This window comes from Pseudoalteromonas sp. D15MCD-2, from assembly GCF_038562745.1.
In the GTDB taxonomy this organism is placed as follows: Bacteria; Pseudomonadota; Gammaproteobacteria; order Enterobacterales; family Alteromonadaceae; genus Pseudoalteromonas.
This window is the reverse complement of sequence record NZ_JBCFQE010000001.1, coordinates 1,134,753-1,152,356: the sequence shown is the minus strand read 5'-3', so window position 1 is coordinate 1,152,356 and position 17,604 is coordinate 1,134,753. Positions and strand designations below refer to the sequence as shown.

At 42.4% G+C, this 17,604-nt stretch carries 15 protein-coding genes; 10 read left to right on the top strand and 5 right to left on the bottom strand.

From position 1 onward, the window contains the following. Positions 1-167 precede the first annotated feature (167 nt). From AADY36_RS05150 to AADY36_RS05125, 6 genes are all read left to right on the top strand, one after another. Positions 168-1,598: a peptide MFS transporter gene (locus tag AADY36_RS05150; RefSeq protein ID WP_054561940.1), complete on the top strand. Its 1,431-nt coding sequence runs from the start codon at positions 168-170 to the stop codon at positions 1,596-1,598. A gap of 115 nt (positions 1,599-1,713) precedes the next feature. Beyond that, complete coding sequence (locus tag AADY36_RS05145) at positions 1,714-4,437, top strand: metallophosphoesterase (RefSeq protein ID WP_342408617.1); 2,724 nt, start codon at positions 1,714-1,716, stop codon at positions 4,435-4,437. Positions 4,438-4,752: 315 nt separating this feature from the next. Next, complete coding sequence (gene hppD / locus AADY36_RS05140; protein WP_054551780.1) at positions 4,753-5,799, top strand: 4-hydroxyphenylpyruvate dioxygenase; 1,047 nt, start codon at positions 4,753-4,755, stop codon at positions 5,797-5,799. 143 nt (positions 5,800-5,942) lie between these two features. After that, positions 5,943-7,256 carry a fumarylacetoacetase gene (fahA, locus tag AADY36_RS05135; RefSeq protein WP_063527710.1) on the top strand — a complete coding sequence of 438 codons (1,314 nt, stop codon included), beginning with the start codon at positions 5,943-5,945 and terminating at the stop codon, positions 7,254-7,256. Positions 7,257-7,407: 151 nt separating this feature from the next. After that, positions 7,408-8,559: a M23 family metallopeptidase gene (locus AADY36_RS05130; protein WP_054561943.1), complete on the top strand. Its 1,152-nt coding sequence runs from the start codon at positions 7,408-7,410 to the stop codon at positions 8,557-8,559. Then, a complete protein-coding gene (locus AADY36_RS05125; RefSeq protein ID WP_054561944.1) occupies positions 8,549-9,031 on the top strand; it encodes a bactofilin family protein in 483 nt (160 codons plus the stop codon). Before AADY36_RS05130 ends, AADY36_RS05125 begins: the two co-directional genes overlap by 11 nt. Here AADY36_RS05125 and AADY36_RS05120 read toward each other — a convergent pair. Further along, complete coding sequence (locus AADY36_RS05120) at positions 9,028-9,504, bottom strand: hotdog fold domain-containing protein (RefSeq protein WP_239962634.1); 477 nt, start codon at positions 9,502-9,504, stop codon at positions 9,028-9,030. The two genes, AADY36_RS05125 and AADY36_RS05120, sit on opposite strands and share 4 nt — an antisense overlap. Positions 9,505-9,670: 166 nt before the next feature. Between AADY36_RS05120 and AADY36_RS05115 the strand changes: the two genes are divergently transcribed. The 4 genes from AADY36_RS05115 (at position 9,671) to AADY36_RS05100 (ending at position 14,112) form a co-directional block, all read left to right on the top strand. Further along, a complete protein-coding gene (locus AADY36_RS05115) occupies positions 9,671-10,843 on the top strand; it encodes a multidrug effflux MFS transporter (RefSeq protein ID WP_342408616.1) in 1,173 nt (390 codons plus the stop codon). A gap of 223 nt (positions 10,844-11,066) precedes the next feature. Next, positions 11,067-12,908: a S8 family serine peptidase gene (locus AADY36_RS05110; RefSeq protein WP_342408615.1), complete on the top strand. Its 1,842-nt coding sequence runs from the start codon at positions 11,067-11,069 to the stop codon at positions 12,906-12,908. A gap of 98 nt (positions 12,909-13,006) precedes the next feature. Then, positions 13,007-13,639, top strand: coding sequence for a LysE family translocator (locus AADY36_RS05105; protein WP_054561948.1), 633 nt, complete (start codon positions 13,007-13,009; stop codon positions 13,637-13,639). 8 nt (positions 13,640-13,647) lie between these two features. Next, positions 13,648-14,112, top strand: coding sequence for a methylglyoxal synthase (locus AADY36_RS05100; RefSeq protein ID WP_054551787.1), 465 nt, complete (start codon positions 13,648-13,650; stop codon positions 14,110-14,112). Positions 14,113-14,144: 32 nt separating this feature from the next. On the opposite strand, the gene yegD is transcribed toward AADY36_RS05100, so the two are convergent. The 4 genes from yegD to AADY36_RS05080 form a co-directional block, all read right to left on the bottom strand. Beyond that, a complete protein-coding gene (yegD, locus tag AADY36_RS05095) occupies positions 14,145-15,512 on the bottom strand; it encodes a molecular chaperone (protein ID WP_342408614.1) in 1,368 nt (455 codons plus the stop codon). Between the two features lie 67 nt (positions 15,513-15,579). Then, complete coding sequence (locus AADY36_RS05090) at positions 15,580-16,419, bottom strand: DNA ligase (protein ID WP_054561950.1); 840 nt, start codon at positions 16,417-16,419, stop codon at positions 15,580-15,582. An 83-nt stretch (positions 16,420-16,502) separates the two neighbouring features. Continuing rightward, positions 16,503-17,159, bottom strand: a complete 657-nt coding sequence (locus AADY36_RS05085; RefSeq protein WP_285220832.1) for an HAD family hydrolase — start codon at positions 17,157-17,159, stop codon at positions 16,503-16,505. A gap of 48 nt (positions 17,160-17,207) precedes the next feature. Beyond that, positions 17,208-17,507, bottom strand: a complete 300-nt coding sequence (locus AADY36_RS05080; RefSeq protein ID WP_054561952.1) for a hypothetical protein — start codon at positions 17,505-17,507, stop codon at positions 17,208-17,210. Positions 17,508-17,604 lie beyond the last annotated feature (97 nt).

Here is a 17,604-nt window from a genome sequence, read left to right as displayed (position 1 = left end):
GCTAGGATAAGGGTGTGTCCCTTTCCTTCAAGTACAAAACTTGAGCAACAAACCATTATCTTAGCTGCATCAAAAAACATGGCCGCCCGTTCACTAAATAAATACATAGAACGACCAAAGCAAAAACAATAAGGCCTCAAATAAAAACTTAGAGTTAGGAAGTAAATATGAGTTCATTACCTAAAGCAGGTGACTTTTTAGGGCATCCTAAAGGGTTATTCCTGTTGTTCGGCACAGAAATGTGGGAACGATTCGGTTATTACGGCATGCGCGCCATCTTAGTTTTATACTTAGTAGCGCTTGTACAAGAAGGTGGTTTTGGTTGGTCAAATGCAGACGCATTAAGCCTTTATGGTACCTTCACAATGGCTGTATACATCACCCCACTATTCGGTGGTTGGTTAGCCGATAACGTATTAGGACAACGTAAAGCAATTATCCTTGGTGGTTTATTGATGGCTGCAGGCCATTTCACTATGGGTATCCCCCACAGCTACTTAGCTGGCCAAGAAGAAAACGTATTCTACATTGGTTTAACACTTCTTTGTGTGGGTAACGGTTTATTCAAGCCAAACATCTCAACTATGGTAGGTGATCTATACAAAGAAGGTGATCAACGTCGTGATGGCGCGTTCACTATCTTCTACATGGGTATCAACCTAGGTGGTGCATTAGGCCCTCTAGTTGCGGGTTATGCTGCAGCTGCAATGGGCTGGCAATGGGGCTTCATCGTAGCTGGTGTTGGTATGGTGTTATCTGTACTTTTACAGCTTGCATTAAGCAACAAATACTTAGGCGATATCGGTGTTGTGCCTTCTGCTAAGCTTTCTCAAGCACAGTCTGAATCAAACACTAAAGAGCCACTAACTAAAGTAGAAACTGACCGTATTAAAGTTATCTTTACTATGAGTGTATTCAGCATCATCTTCTGGATGGGCTTTGAACAAGCGGGTGGTTTAATGAACCTTTTCGCTAACGATTACACAGACCGTATGTTACTTGGTTTTGAAGTACCAGCTTCTTGGTTCCAATCTTTAAACTCAATTTTCATCATTGTTTTTGCACCATTAGTTGCCATCATTTGGTTGAAACTTGATAAACGTGAACCAAATTCACCGGTTAAGTTTGCTATTGCACTTATTTTCTTAGCATTAGGTTTCATTACTATGATCCTAGCGCTTATGACACAAGGTCAAGGTGAGCACCTACAAATCAGCATGATGTGGTTAGTTTTATTCTACTTATTCCACACCCTAGGTGAGTTATGTTTATCTCCAATTGGCCTATCTATGGTAAGTAAACTTGCACCTCTACGTTTAGCTTCAATGCTTATGGGTATTTGGTTCCTATGTACAGCGGTTGCAAACAAGATTGCAGGTTTCGTAGGTTCTTTCCTAGGTGAAGGTGAAGAAGCGTTAGACAACGCGATGGGTATCTTCATTGGTTTAGGCGCAACAGCGGTTCTTTCTGCTGTGATCATGTACTTACTAAGTGACAAACTAGTTGCTTGGATGCACGGTGCTGAAGGTCAACACGAGCCACAAACTACTGAGCACATCCTAGCTGAAGAGCTAGAAGTGACAGCTGAAAAGCAATAATACTTATTCCCCGTAGCACCCGCTGCGGGGAATTTCTCTCTCCCCTATTCCCTCAGCGTCCTTAAAACTGATACTATATTCTGATATTAATTTGGTTTGCAAAGGAACTGAGTAAGTGCGCTCTAACACTCAACTACTGGTTATTATTCTGACCAGCTTATTACTAACAGCATGCGGTGGCGATAAAACAACAAAAGAAGTCGCAACAGCTCCTGATCAGTCTGGTTTAATTATTTCTGTTGAAAATGGTTTATCGGCTGAATTTGCACAGGGCGATGTCACACTTAATGCAATAAGTAACACAGTCACAACAGACACCACATTTACTTACACTGAGACGAGCGCTTCAAGCACGGATATAGAGCAAGGTATTGTCTCGAGTATTCATACCTTTCGCCCTAATAACCTGATATTTGCTGAGCCATTAAGTTTAGCGATCAAATTACCAGATGAACAAACCAACCTTGCTTTTAGCATAGTGCAGTTAGTCGATGAGCAATGGCAAACTCTCAGTACAGAACAAAGCAATGATGGATTTGCAGTCAGTGCTATTACAGAATTTGGTAGCTTTGCTTTAATGTCTCGCACCGTTCCTGCAGCCAGTAAAACCATTGGCGAGCAATGTAATGACACTGCCAGTAACCAAACAGTACGCTTTATTCATGTTGCTGACTTACACGCGCGCTTTGGCTTTAAAGAGCAGTTATTCAGCCGTATTCGCAGTTACTACGACAAAGCTAAACTTGAAAACCCTAACACCTTATTCACCAATGGCGGTGACGATTATGAAAAGGGCACCGTAGCAGAACAAACATCACAAGGTTTAGCCACAGTCGAAGCAATAAAAGCCATGGCCTTTGACGTACGTGTGATTGGTAACCACGACTATGCATGGGGACCTGAGCAACTACTGGACTTTGCCGATGACGATAATGCCATCGTGCTTTCAAGTAACACCGAATATGATGGTAGCGATGATACGCCGTTTGCCGGTGTTGATTTTTCGGTTGTCCAAGTAGGTTGCCTACGTATCGGCTTTTTTGGCATGACTTCAGTGCCTTGGAATGAACTCGATGAACCAGTTGAAGACGAGCCAATTCCTGATTTTATCGCTAATTTCAAAATGAATTGGCAGTGGCAAGAAGTGGCTGAGCTGATTGTTAACCAATACCGTCAAGATGTTGATTATATGGTCATGGTCAGTCACTTAGGTGAAGGCACTGACACCCGCATTGCACAAAATGTTACTGGAATTGATTTAGTGCTTGGTGGGCATACCCATGGCGGTGAAAGTTATCAAACCTTAGATAACGGCAGTATTGTTATTCAGCCAAACTTTTTTGCACAAGGTCTAACGGATCTTACCCTAACCTTTAACCTTGATGACAAAACTCTTGCAGATGTTGATTACAATACCGTCGCAACCACCAGCATTACAAGCCGAGATGAAAGCACTAAGGCCGCTATCGATGAAATCATGGGTCGCTATGCCCCAGATGCAAACACCGAAATTGCCGTTTCAGAAAACTACCCCACTGCAGAAGAACTCACCACGATTACAGCCAAAGCAACTATGCAGCAGTTCCCTGCTATTGATGCAGCGTTACTAGATGCAAGCCAAGTACAAGATCGTTGGCTACCGGGTACATTAACCCAAGAAGATTTTCATGCCGCGTTTAAGGTTGAACGCCAACCATCGAATACCCCGGGCTTTAATTCAATTTATCAAGTTGAGGTGACTGGCAGCCAATTGAAAAGCATGCTCGAAAGCCAGCCAGAATGGGTCTCTTTAGTGCCAGATAACATTGATGATGCAAGCACTTACCTCGTTGCTCTATTTAAAGGCCCAGCGCTAAATAGCGAATTGTTCTTCCCTGCTCTGCCAAACTTAGAAGCACAATTGGTCGCTGAAAGTTGGTGGCTGCTTGATAACTACGCGCGAGCACGCACCAGCCAATGTTTATATATCGATACCGATAACATGCTTAATGCGTGTAAAGCAGATGATGCGGTCACAGTATGGAATTTTAATAACCCTGAGCAAGGCTTTAGCAGTGACTTTGGCCCTGCAACACTCAGCTTTTATGACCCTGAAGACAGCAATTGGGGACCAGAAGATAGCCAATTTGCCACCACCACTGAGCTTGAAATTACTGATTTACCAAGTGGTGCCTCAGGTGTGCTCGCCTTTGCTCGCCATAGCCCAACGCAAGGCTTAACCTTAACGGCTAATAGTGCTGCAAACGGTGATTACCAAACAGAAGGCCTTATCGCTGATTACACCTTAGTGATGGATATTATGTGGCCAGAACAAAGCACCAATGAGTGGCGCTCATTACTACAAACCGATATCACTAACAGTGATGACGCAGATCTTTACGTCAGCCGAGATAACGCCATCGGTATTGCCACCAGTGACAGTGGTTACTTTGGCGAGCTTTTGGCAAACAGCTGGCACCGTATTGCTTTTGTGTTTTATGCTGCTCCAAACAACGGTGCACTAAAAATTTATCTTGATGGCGAGCTGATTGGTATTAAAGATGAAGGTGAAATCAATGGGCGCTGGGCAATCAACGATGCGGTCTTACTTTTAACCGATAATGACTATGAAACTAAGCCGGGTTACTTAAACGCCTTGTTATTTGCTGGTCGTGCGATGACTGATACCGAGATTGCTAATATGGGTGCTGCACAGCAGCAACTTAATTTTACGCAATCAACCCGTACCTTAAACCAAGTGGTTGAGCGCCATTATCAAGCTGCGCCACAAATTATGAATAACCCTTGGTTACAACAACGAAGCAAGTTTTTTAACAAAGCGCACCAAACTGTAAACTAAGCTATACAATCAACTTATTAAAAAGGGCCATTTCTGGCCTTTTTTATTGCCTGATAAATACTTAAATTTACCTTTAAATACAGATAGATAACCACAAAATAGAATAGTAGATATTAGTCAACCTAGTGGCTTACTCATTGCCTTTGAAACTGCAATTGCTGAAATTAAAATCATTGTCCCATTTAATTTACAAAAGGGGCTTTGGCTAAATAGTGCGGGGATCTTCCCCTTATTGAGATTCTGGTTAATCATCCGCTCATTACAGAACAATAATTCTTTTTTAGCGCAGTGCTTATAATTGCGGGAGTAATGACAATGAGCGAAGTAAATAATCCATTAGGCCTAATGGGCATTGAATTCACTGAATACGCAACACCAGATGCAGATTACATGGACAAAGTGTTTACTGATTTTGGCTTCTCAAAGCTAAAAAAATTCAAAGGTAAAGACATTGTTTACTACAACCAACATGACATTCATTTCTTACTAAACAATGAACGTGAAGGTTTCTCTGCTGAATTTGCTAAAAGCCACGGCCCGGCAATCTGTTCTATGGGTTGGCGTGTAGAGAATGCACAAAAAGCGTTCGAAGTTGCTGTTGAGCGCGGTGCAAAACCTGCAACAGACTCAACTCACAAAAACTTACCATACCCTGCTATTTACGGTATCGGCGACAGCTTAATTTATTTCATCGAGCAATTTGGCGACAAAGGTTCTATCTATGAGTCAGATTTTGAAGATTTAAACGAGCAAAACATTGTTGAAGACAAAGGCTTCATCCGTATCGACCATTTAACCAATAACGTTTATAAAGGCACGATGGAAACATGGGCTAACTTCTATAAAGACGTATTTGGTTTTACTGAAGTTCGTTACTTCGACATTAAAGGTCAAAAAACAGCGTTATTATCTTACGCACTTAAATCTCCGTGCGGTACTTTCTCGATTCCAATCAACGAAGGTAAAGATAACAATAATAACCAAATCGATGAGTACTTAAATGAGTACAATGGTCCGGGTGTACAGCATTTAGCATTCCTAACGAATGACCTAGTAAGCTCACTTGATAAGCTTGACCAATCAACGATTGCGACGCTTGATATCATCCCTGAGTACTACGACACTATTTTTGATCGTGTGCCTTGGGTTAAAGAAGATAAAGAGAAGATCCGTAAGCATCAGATCCTAGTAGATAGCCAAAGCGAAAATTGTTACCTACTACAAATCTTCTCGAAGAACCTATTCGGTCCTATCTTTATCGAGATGATCCAACGTGTAGATGACGGCGGTTTCGGTGAAGGTAACTTCCAAGCGCTTTTCGAATCAATCGAACGTGATCAAGAGCGTCGTGGTGTAATCTAGTTCATCATGATGAATAAAAAGCAGCGTTATTCACACGCTGCTTTTTGTCGTTTTAAATTCTGTTTTAAACTAACTGTTTAAATTGCGTTGATTGCCTCCATATAGATAACTAATAAATCAGCGCGAACCAATAAGGAAAGAGTATGAGCCTAATTAACGAAACCCACGATATTAATCTAAAAAGCTGGGTTGCATCTGCTAACGAAGCTAACTGTGACTTCCCAATTCAAAATCTTCCTTTTGCAGAAGTACGTCGTAAAAATTCAGACGAAGCGTTCCGTGGCGCTGTCGCAATTGGTGATCAAGTTATCGACTTAGCAAAAGTAAATGAACTTGGTTTATTCTCTGGTGATGCACAAGTTGCTGTTAAAGCAGCAAGCCAAGCTACACTCAATGAATTTATGGGTCTTGGTCAGCAGTATTGGTCTGCACTTCGTCTAGCGTTATCAAAAGCACTTCGTGAAGGTGCGAGTGAGCAAGCGCAATTAAGCGAAGCGCTTATCGCTCAGGCAGACATCGAATTTGCGCTGCCGTGTCGCATTGGTGATTACACTGACTTTTATACTTCTATTTACCACGCAACAGCGGTAGGTAGTCTATTCCGCCCTGATAACCCACTTCTACCTAACTATAAATGGGTACCAATTGGTTATCACGGCCGCTCATCGTCAATTGATGTTTCAGGTCAAACGTTCCACCGTCCTAACGGTCAAACTAAAGCGCCAGATGCAGAAGTACCATCATTCGGCCCTTGTAAACGCCTAGACTACGAGCTTGAACTAGGCATTTACCTTGGTAAAGGTAATGAATTAGGCGATGCAATTGCCATTGAAAATGCTGAAAACCACGTATTTGGTTTCTGTGTATTTAATGACTGGTCTGCACGTGATTTACAAGCATGGGAATACCAGCCGCTTGGTCCATTCCTTGCGAAGAACTTCGCTTCGACTGTATCTCCTTGGATTGTTACCACAGAAGCACTGGCACCATTTAGAACAAATTGGACACGTGACGAAAACGATCCACAACCAATGGACTATTTAGAGTCAGCTCATAACCGTGAGTTTGGTGCATTCGATATCAAAATGGATGTGCAAATTGAAACTGAAAAGATGCGTGCGGCTGGCGAAGCACCAACACAAGTATCTAAATCAAGCTTCAAACACTCTTACTGGACAGTCGCGCAAATGGTGACTCACCACACAGTAAATGGCTGTAACTTCCAACCAGGCGACATGTTAGGTTCAGGTACGCAATCAGGTCCTGAGCACGAAGAAGCTGGTTCATTATTAGAACTATCACGCGGTGGTAAAGAAAAGATCACCCTAGCTAATGGCGAACAACGTGCTTTCTTGGAAGATGGCGACAACGTAATCATGCGTGGTTGGTGTGAAAAAGACGGTTTTGCACGTATTGGTTTTGGTTCAGTCGAAGGTACAGTACTACCTGCAAAATAAAAATAACTAGCTATTTTTATTTCCAGAACAACGATTAAGGGCATTTTTTGCCCTTTTTTTTGCATTTTTTTCAGTTGAGTTACAATTTTTTGCTGGCTTTTTTAAATCAGATTGCTATCTTAGCTCGGTTATTAGTCAAATTTTGTACGCCATGTTAGTTAAACTTAAGTCTTTTTATCGCACGTTTTTTCCAGCTAGACAGCTGTTGATCCGTCAGAATGGCGAGGTAAAACACTTAGTATTAGCCCCTTGGGTGCAATTAACGACTTTACTAGTCATTTTAACTGCTATTGTTTGGTTAAGCATTTCGACACTACAAATCATTTCTCAAGCTGACAAGATCACCAGCATTGAACAAACCCAGCTTACGAAACAACAAGAATGGCAAAAACAGCATTATCAGCAACAAGCTGTCTATGAAAAACAGCTCGAGCAATTAGCCGTACTTGAACAAAAGCAAGCGCTATTGCAAAGCATGATCGAGTCATTACCAGAATCAATGAACAAACCGGCACTGCCAACCGACGCAGAGCCATTGCTTTTACCTGTTCAGGAGCACGCTGAAGAGTTTCACGCACCTTTAGAAGATGAACAGCAACCAAAACAAGTTAAACGCTTAGAGAGCATTTCTGAGCGCCTAGCTCGCCTTGATGCAGCTTATAACAACAGCTTTGTTGTATTAGATGAGCAAATTAAACTTCGCCACCAAGAAATTGTTGCTATGTTAGAGGGCGCAGGCCTTGATAGTAGCCTTGCCAATGGTTCGGTATTAGAAGGTACAGATACAGCACAGGGTGGCCCATTAGACTTATTCGACGAATCAAAAATCCCTCTTGAGTTTTTAGCAATTGCCGACAAATTGCTGGCATTAAATAACCTCGAAAACTTACTGAGCGAATTACCACAAACACTTCCTGCTGCCGATTACTACATTTCAAGTAGTTATGGTCTACGAAAAGATCCAATGAATGGCCGCCGCGCTTTTCACAAAGGCGTTGATTTAGCAGGTTGGCATAAAACCGAAATTTTTGCTCCCGCTGACGGCACCGTTTTACGTGCTGGTCGTAATGGCGGTTATGGCAACTTTATCGAACTACAACACAAAAATGGCTTCGTTACTCGCTTCGGTCACCTTAATAAAATTAAGGTTAAAAAAGGCCAAACAGTGACTAAAGACGATGTCATCGGCTTAATGGGTAGTACTGGCCGTAGTACCAGCACTCACCTACATTACGAAGTTTTAGTGAATGGCAAACATGTCAACCCGGTTAAAATAACAAAGGCGCTTTCTCGTGTTCGGTAAAAAAAAACAATCAGCAGCTAGCTCGTCTGGCTCATCTTTAAAAAGAACCAACCACACCCCTTCTATTATTTCTGAAGACGTTCGTTTAACTGGCGGCCTCAGCAGCCAAGGTGAAGTTCAGCTTGACGGTCGCATCGAAGGCGATTTACGTGTTAAACATTTAGTGATTGGTCACACTGGCATGATTGAAGGTGTTATTGAAGCTGACAGTGTCATCGTCAAAGGTAAAATTATTGGTTCGCTTATTGCCAATAAAGTGACTATTGAAAGCACTGCAGAAGTTCATGGCGATGTATTTCATGACACCCTGAGCATCGAAGCCGGCGCAATCATTGAAGGCAGCTTAAAACATCGTAATGAAGAAGATAATGTGGCGCCTATTAAGCCTGAAGAACAAAACAGTTCTTCAATACTGGCTGATGATGACAACGACCTGTCGTTTGTAAACAAACAAGCCGCTGATAAGTCTTAACGTTTTTTAGCGGTTACATACATTGTAATATCCGCGGTGAAAACGAGTTCATCGCGGCTATTATAAACCTTCACTGGTACTAGCAAGTCTTGCTTTTCTAACCACTCACTCGGCACGTCTATCTGGGCAACAGCACGCATATCTGTGTCAATTTTCGCTAAATAATTCACTGTCATGCCTTTTGGGATCCAGCGATGTGTTTTTGCCGGCACAGTTGCATCAACCATCAAGCCAGCGCATAGCTCAGCAACATTACATTGTGCAATTGCATGGATGGTACCAATGTGATTATGGATTGCTCGGCGATTTTTAACAGTTGCGCTGCAATGCCCAGCATTTAAATCTGTGATCAATGGCTTTATTGAACCAAAGTAAGGGGCTTTAAAGCACACGGCTTTACTAAACAACCAGTTACCCTTCGGCAGTGACAGGCATTTAGTCCAAATTTTTAATAATGATGATTGTGAGCTCACGACGTTTATCCATTATTTTTATGATGTGAGATAAAAAGCTAACACATCAGACCAGATAGCGAAATGGAAAATTTTTGTTAGCAGTTTTAATGATTACACATTTCGCTAAGTGAACGCTTTTCTTTTCCTTTAGGGGCACATAAAATACCGTTTTAAAGGAGAGCGAATGCAGTCACGCCAGCACAAAAACCTCAGCTTACTATTTATTCTTGGCCTTCTGGTTATCTTTAGCCCGTTAGCAATTGATATTTACTTACCCGCTTTTCCGACCATTGCAGAACAATTCAGCGCTTCAGAAAAGCAAATTCAGCAAACCGTCGCTATTTTTATGCTTACCGTTGGGCTTGGACAGCTCATTGCAGGGCCATTAGCAGATAAATTTGGTCGTAAGCCTGTGGCAATTACCGGTGTGACAATTTATGGTTTAGCGGCTTTTGGCGCGTATCTGGCACCTGATTTTACAAGCCTGATGATTGCAAGAGCACTGCAAGGTTTGGGGGCCTGTGCCACATTTGTAGTAGCGTTTGCCATTGTAAGAGATAGATTTGGTAGTGAACGTAGCGGCCAAATCATTACTTATCTTAATGGTATCGTCTGCTTTATCCCTGCCCTCGCGCCAATTTTAGGTGCTTGGCTCACAGTACAGTTTGGCTGGCGCATAAACTTTTTATTCATGGCTGTATTTGCACTCATTGGTTTATTCATAACCTTGTTAATGTACAAAGAAACCCGCCCTGCAGATAGTGTATATAGTGGTCATATTCTTGACCTGCGCCGTTTTATGCCAATTATCAGAACGCCATTGTTTTTATTTCATAGCTTAATTTGCTTGGTAACTATGTCGGCTATTTTAGTCTTCGTTACGTTAGCACCTGGCTGGCTTATTACTAAATTAGGTGGCAGTGTTACCGACTTTACTTTCTGGTTTACCTGTAATGCGGTCTTGAGCATTGTTGCAAGCTTTATTATGCCACTGTACATCAAACGCCAACCAAAACGCGCGTTAAAAGCAGGACTCTTGTTGCTTGTAATCGCAGGTGCCTTAATGATGGCCTTTAGCCAACAACGTACTGCGCTTGCGTTGATGTTTCCGATGTTTATTGCTGCGTTTGGTTTTGCACTGACACTTGGCTCATCAGCAGGCCGTGCACTAAGTTTATTTCCTAAGCAAGCAGGCACAGCATCAGCACTTATTGGCTTAATGCAAATGAGTGGCGCAAGCTTATTAGTGTTTATAACGCAATTGTTAAATTTGACTACACCAGTATTAATTGGCGTGCATTTTTTAATGCTCATCCCTTTCACCTACTTATTGTTCAAATATAAGCACTTGTCATAAAAAAGTTTTATCATACTTTTAGTCATAACGGGTAAATGAGAATCGTTATACTCTATTTATCCGTTTAGACATCTTGTTATTTCCTACCGTTATAAAAAGCATCTTTCTAGAATAATTTGTTCCAGTTTTGTGGATTATTTTACTTGTACCTATAGCACCATTAATCTATTGTTTACTCACGTTAACATTTGGTTAACTCAAAAACATGTTTGGGATACGAATTATGAAAAAGAATAAATTAGCATTAGCACTGATCATCAGTGGACTATGTGCAGCAGGAACTGCAAACGCAGCAAATGACCGTTACATCATCCAAGTAGACAACAATAAAAAAGGCGTAGTTAAAGCACTCGCTAAAAAGCTTGGTGGTGATATTAAAGTTGATGGTAATGGCTTTATTGCAGCGCAATTTACAGGTCATGACCTTGCAAGCGTAAAAGGCTTACTAAACAACCCTCACATCAAACTAATTGAAGAAGACCAAAAGCGTGTACCAATGGCGCTTTATAACGATGACGCTGGTAATGCAATGCAGCAGCAATTAACGCCATACGCAGTTTACCAATCACAAGCTGATCAAGTTACCTTCGATGCAAATGCTGGCATGAAAGTCTGTGTGATTGACTCAGGTTTAGATGCTACAAACCCTGATTTCGTATGGGGTAACATTACAGGTGATAATGACAGTGGCACAGGCAACTGGTACGACAATGGTGGCCCACATGGTACCCACGTAGCAGGTACTATTGGCGCAGCAGACAACAATGTTGGTGTGGTTGGTATGGCGCCCGGTGTGGCAATGCACATCATAAAAGTATTCAACGCTGAAGGCTGGGGTTACTCTTCAGACTTAGCACACGCAGCAGATTTATGTTCTCAGGCAGGTGCAAATATCATCAGCATGAGCCTTGGTGGCGGTGGTTCAAATAGCACCGAGTCTAACGCATTTGCTAATTTCACAAGCGCTGGCGGTTTAGTTGTTGCTGCAGCGGGTAACGATGGTAACAACGTACGTTCATACCCTGCAGGCTATCCATCAGTAATGATGGTTGGTGCAAATGATGCGGACAACCAAATTGCAGATTTCTCGCAATTCCCTAGCTGTACATCTGGTCGCGGTAAACGCGCTACTACAGATGAAACTATCTGTGTTGAAGTAACAGCAGGTGGTGTTGATACTCTTTCTACTTACCCTGCTGGTATGGCAACGTCAGCTAGCTTAGCAGCTGATGGCGCAGGCTTTGCTACTTCATCAATGGAAAACGCGGGTACTGCATCAGGCACGGCGTATTACATGGGTACTGCTGAAAGCGTAGATGCTGGCGCAGCGGGGAAAATTTGTATGATTGACCGCGGCAATATCTCGTTCTATGACAAGGTAAATAACTGCGAAAACTCAGGCGGTATCGGGGCTGTTATCATCAATAACGAAGCTGGCATGTTATACGCTACATTAGGCGATACTAACGATACAACAATTCCAGCTGTCGGTGCGGCACTTGAAGACCGTTCAGCTCTTCTTTCAAGCACAACTATTGATATCGCAATTGGTACTAGTGATTATGGTTTCATGAGCGGTACATCAATGGCAACGCCTGCTGTTTCAGGTATCGCAGCGCTAGTATGGTCAAATCACCCTGAGTGTACGGGTACAGAAATCCGTGATGCACTAAAAGCAACGGCAGAAGATCAAGGTGCTTCCGGTCACGATGTTTACTTCGGTCACGGTATTGTTAAAGCAGCTGACGCAGATGCATACCTAACAGCCAATGGCTGTTCAGGTGGTGGCGATAATGGCGGTGGCACAACACCAGGTGGTGATGATATTAGTCTTTCTACTTCAGGTTATAAGTCAAAAGGCACTAAATACATTGATTTAAGCTGGAGTGGCGCTGCTACAAGCACTGTAGATGTTTACCGTAATGGTAGCAAAGTAGGCTCAGTGGCAAACACTAACAGCTATACTGACACTATCACAACAAAAGGTGGTGGCACTTACACTTACCAAGTATGTGAAGCACAAAGCACAACTGTTTGTTCAAACAACAGCACTGTGACGTTCTAATACTTTCCCCAACCCAAATCAGCGGGCATTGATTGTCCGCTTTTTCTTTTTCTAGAAGCTTGTTAAAATCAACTACCTAGCTTTTTATCTTTGTGCCGATGATCAATCCAGAATTTCTACTGTCGTTTTTAGGCGCCAGCTTTTTAATTGCCGTGGCCCCCGGCCCTTCTAATGCATTTTTAATGGCACAAACCTTTGCCAATGGCCGTAAAGCCGGGATGCAAAGTGCCTTTGGTTTTGCCTTAGGTGGTGTGGTGCATACTTTTTTTGCGGTGGTAGGTTTAACGGCAATTTTAAAAGCGTCGACTGTTGCCTATACCACAGTTCAGTATTTAGGTGCGGCGTACCTGTGCTATTTAGGCGTAATGACGTTAAAAGACACCTTTACACAGCCTGAGTCAGAGTGCGAAGAAAAACCCCATGTAAGTACCAGTAAAAAGCAAAATGTGATGTTTCAAGCAATGATGACCGAGGTACTTAATCCAAAAGTCGCTCTATTCTTTATTGCGTTTATTCCGCAGTTCGTCGATCCGAGCTTATCTTCAACGACCTTTCAGCTCGCTTTTTTTGGTTTACTTTACCCGCTTTTTGCTTTTCCAATCGACTGCACGTATATTTATTTCGGCGATAAGATAGCCAGTTATTTTCGTGAGCACCCACAAACCCAGATTTGGATTGATCGGATCACGGGGCTGGTGTTTATTGCACTAGCAATTAACCTATTGATATAAGAGCACTTATGGAACAAAAACAACAAGCCTTACCAGCCAAAAAGAATATTGCCCTCGTAGCCCATGATGGTAAAAAAGCAGCCCTACAGGCGTGGTGTGAAAAGCACCAAGACATTTTAAGTAAGCACACGCTATACGGTACGGGCACAACAGGTCATTTAATCGAGCGTACAACAGGGCTTGAAGTAATTAAGCTGCTAAGCGGCCCTATGGGTGGCGATCAACAACTTGGTGCTAAAATTGCTGAACATGAAGTGCACATGCTGGTGTTTTTCTGGGATCCACTTGCATCGCAGCCACACGACCCAGATGTAAAAGCATTACTGCGTTTAGCTGCGGTTTGGAATATTCCTGTTGCCTGTAATGAAGTCAGTGCCGATATGCTATTAAGCTCACCTATGATGGAAACTGAGCTGTGCCGCACGTTGCCAGATTACGAAAAATACCTCGCAACGCGCCAAGTGACTCTTTAGTTCTATAAGTCGATATATCAAAGTGGGGGCTATTAGCTATAAAGCTTGTGCGCCCACTTAGTTAAACCTGCAGTAACACTACCAAAGTGATCCCCGTTCAGCATATTTATATCGCCTAAATGGGATTTTAACGCGGCCTTTATCAGCGGTGATTGCGCGCTACCGCCCGTTAAGTAAATGACATCAGGCATTGTGCCAGCTTCTTGAATCGCTTGTTTAGCTAAGCTCACTATCTGGCTTATTGAGTCATCAACAGCTAAAGCTAGATCTTTTAGCGTTAAGCACTGCGTTAAGTCTGAATCTAAGAAGCGCAAATCTGTAGTAAATTCATTCGCTGACGAGAGCGCAATTTTTGCCGCTTCACCTTGCTGCACTAATTGGTGACCTTGCTTATTTTGCTGCAATTGAATTAAGCGTTTAAAAAGCGCAGGCTCTTTAACTTCACGAAGTTGAGTCAGTAACTCGCGATGATGGGCATCGCTATAAAACTGGCTTTGCAGATTTACATCATTGATTTTACAGGCTTGCCAAAACGGTTGATTCGGCAGTGGAAGACCCGATTTAAACTCAGTGCCTAAACCTAGTAATGGCATTAAACCATGAAAGCTCAGCGCAATATCTAAATCATTTCCACCTACACGCTTACCACTGTGAGCTAAAAAGTCATTGTCACGGCATTGCTTATCACGAAAGCTCGGCCCCATTTGTACAAATGAGCAATCGCTAGTACCCCCGCCAATATCGACAACCAACACTTTTTGGTCTTGCTGCAATGAGGTTTCATAATCAATGCCCGCCGCTAATGGTTCATATAAAAACGACACCTCTTTAAAGCCTGCGCGTTTTGCTGCTCGCTCTAATATACCGAGCGCTTGTTGATTAGACTCTTCACCACCGACTGATTGAAAGTTTACCGGTCGTCCAATTACCGTTTCTGTTAATGTGTCTTGCAATGATTGCTCGGCGCGTTGTTTAATTTTTAAAATCATCGCCGTGGCAATGTCTTCAAAGAAGTTTATTTGCCCTTGCTTTAAGCCTACTGCACCAAAGAATGACTTAGGCGATTTTACAAAGTAACCTTCTTCAGGAAATTGCACATACTCACTAATTGCTTCTCGACCTATAAATAAGGTCTCATCACCAGCTTGAATATCGAGGTCAGATTTAATACGAGGAATGGTATTTAAAAGCGCTTGTCGCTCAGTTTTAAAGTTGTGCTCAAATGGGCTACCCGTAAGGTGTTTTGTCACAAAATCGACAACTAATGCACTGTGATGAGTATAAAGTGTTGAGGGTAAATATTGCTTGCCCTGCTCAAGCGGCACTAAAGAGACTTGTTGCTCGTTATTCATTACACCGATTGCACAATTTGAGCTACCGTAATCAAAGCCTGCAAACATTCTAACACCTATACATCAATAAAAAGGCCGCGAAATTTACCATAGTCGCAGCCGTTTTTGAATGACGCTATGGCGTTTCATGTAAAAAGCTTGCAAAACGTGGTAGGCCATTCTTAGTAAAGCCATGATATTTGTAGGTAATAGTACTACCTATCGCTGGGGGCGATGATCTTTGTTGATCGGTAAACCCCGAGCCAATTTTAAACTCGGTACCATCACTGCTGCGCACCTTGAGTGCACCAAGCATATTTTTATACTTACCCTTTCCTGCGATATAACCGATTACAACCGCTTCAGCGTCAAAATAAGGCTTTAACTTTAGCAATGCATCACTTCGCCCTGCACTATGCTTTGCAGCTGCTAGATGCAGCATGACGCCCTCAGCTCCTTGTGCGATTAGTTCATCCATAAACAAACTAAGTTGCTTGTTATCATTAAAGTGCATTTGCGCAACGGCTTTAATATGCTCACTTTGCAGCTGGTTTACTAACCTTGTGTAGTTTTCATAACGTTGACTAAATGGCGTTGTCGCATCCGGCATATCAAATATCATGTAATTGACGGTTTGCCATTCTGATTCTACAGGTGTGACTTTTCGAACGATCCCGCTCACATTGGCAAAATCTTGGTGCTTAGTCCAAAGCTCTCCATCAAGCCAAACACCTGGCAGTGGATCTGTGAACCACTTGGGGGCATAAATTGGGTTACCATTTCGGGTTACTAATTGACTCCCTGTCCAAATAGCCCGAACGCCATCATATTTTTCACTAACTAAATAGTCAGATACATTTACCTTTTCGGCTTGATAGACGTTTGCTAAAAGCACTGAAGGAGCTTGTTGCGCTTCGGCTGAAAAGCCTATAAATAACGTGATTGCGCACAAAAGCGCACGAGTGAATTTAACCATTATTGCTTCCTTGCAAATTTGTGAGTATTAACTGGCTCTGGCTTTGACTACTTAACAAAAGCAGCTTAGCAACAGTCAGCTAATTATAGTTTAGTTTGTAGCCATTTGAAAAATTCGTTCAAATCAGCAAACACACCCGCGGCTTTACTAAAATCATGCTCTAACGTGAAATGATTTGGCACCGCATACACAGCAACACCTGCGTTGCTCGCAGCGGTAACACCGGTAAAGGTATCTTCGACAGCTACAGCTTCATTAGCCTTTATATCTAGTTTATCTAGGGCTAGTTGGTAAGGGTCACCAGCAGGCTTAGGATTATTAACATCATCTTTGGTAACCACACAGTCAAACCAATCGAAAATGCCATAGCCTTTTAAAATAGGATAGGCTTCATCTTTTGCACTACCTGTTACTAATGCCATTTTTAAACCACTGGCTTTGACTTGCTCAAGCACCGCTTTTGCATGTGGCATAAAGGCAGGTAAATTAGTACTAACAAAACGGCCAAATGCAGCGTACTTATCATCCGTTAACTGTTCTGGGCTGATAGTAAGCCCATAATTTGTCACAACCTCTTTAGCGGCTTCAAGTGTTGGTCTTCCTGAGAAGCGCTGACAAAACGTAGCTTCATCATACTGCACGCCAAAAGGAGCTAACAAGTCATTCCAAATATTAAAATGCACACTTTCAGAGTCAACCAAGGTGCCATCCATATCAAACAATACTGCTTTTAAAGTCATCCTCATTCCTTCAAAGTAAAAAGGTGCCATAGGCACCTTTAAATATGATTATTCAGTTAGGCCCGCAGGTGGCTCAGCAAACGCTTCTTCGCCTGTTTCTACATCAACCAGCTCGTAGCCACGTTGCTTTCTTACCACTTTTAAAACCGGCTTAGAAAACGCTGTTTTTAAACGATCTGCATCTGCTTCAAGTTCTTCGACTGTATTACCAAATGGTGCTGCACCGGTTTCTGACCAGTTAGTCACTTTACCATTTAAGTTATATTCAACTTCATGAATTTGATATTGTGCCGCTTCATCTTTTGTTGCTTCACAAAAAATTACACGGTAGTTCCAAAATCCAGCCATAGTTATTCTCTTTCTCTTCAATTAATCCTGCCACTTTAGCAGTTACCAACGCGATTATAAACGAAAAAACCCGCTATACAGCGGGTTTTAATAGGAC

Bases quoted from the DNA above. Each gene is read 5' to 3' on its own strand.
- AADY36_RS05150 (WP_054561940.1), top strand. From the start codon at position 168: ATGAGTTCATTACCTAAAGCAGGTGACTTTTTAGGGCATCCTAAAGGG.
- hppD (WP_054551780.1), top strand. From the start codon at position 4,753: ATGAGCGAAGTAAATAATCCATTAGGCCTAATGGGCATTGAATTCACT.
- fahA (WP_063527710.1), top strand. From the start codon at position 5,943: ATGAGCCTAATTAACGAAACCCACGATATTAATCTAAAAAGCTGGGTT.
- AADY36_RS05130 (WP_054561943.1), top strand. From the start codon at position 7,408: ATGTTAGTTAAACTTAAGTCTTTTTATCGCACGTTTTTTCCAGCTAGA.
- AADY36_RS05115 (WP_342408616.1), top strand. From the start codon at position 9,671: ATGCAGTCACGCCAGCACAAAAACCTCAGCTTACTATTTATTCTTGGC.
- AADY36_RS05110 (WP_342408615.1), top strand. From the start codon at position 11,067: ATGAAAAAGAATAAATTAGCATTAGCACTGATCATCAGTGGACTATGT.
- AADY36_RS05105 (WP_054561948.1), top strand. From the start codon at position 13,007: ATGATCAATCCAGAATTTCTACTGTCGTTTTTAGGCGCCAGCTTTTTA.
- AADY36_RS05100 (WP_054551787.1), top strand. From the start codon at position 13,648: ATGGAACAAAAACAACAAGCCTTACCAGCCAAAAAGAATATTGCCCTC.
- yegD (WP_342408614.1), bottom strand. From the start codon at position 15,512: ATGTTTGCAGGCTTTGATTACGGTAGCTCAAATTGTGCAATCGGTGTA.
- AADY36_RS05090 (WP_054561950.1), bottom strand. From the start codon at position 16,419: ATGGTTAAATTCACTCGTGCGCTTTTGTGCGCAATCACGTTATTTATA.
- AADY36_RS05085 (WP_285220832.1), bottom strand. From the start codon at position 17,159: ATGACTTTAAAAGCAGTATTGTTTGATATGGATGGCACCTTGGTTGAC.
- AADY36_RS05080 (WP_054561952.1), bottom strand. From the start codon at position 17,507: ATGGCTGGATTTTGGAACTACCGTGTAATTTTTTGTGAAGCAACAAAA.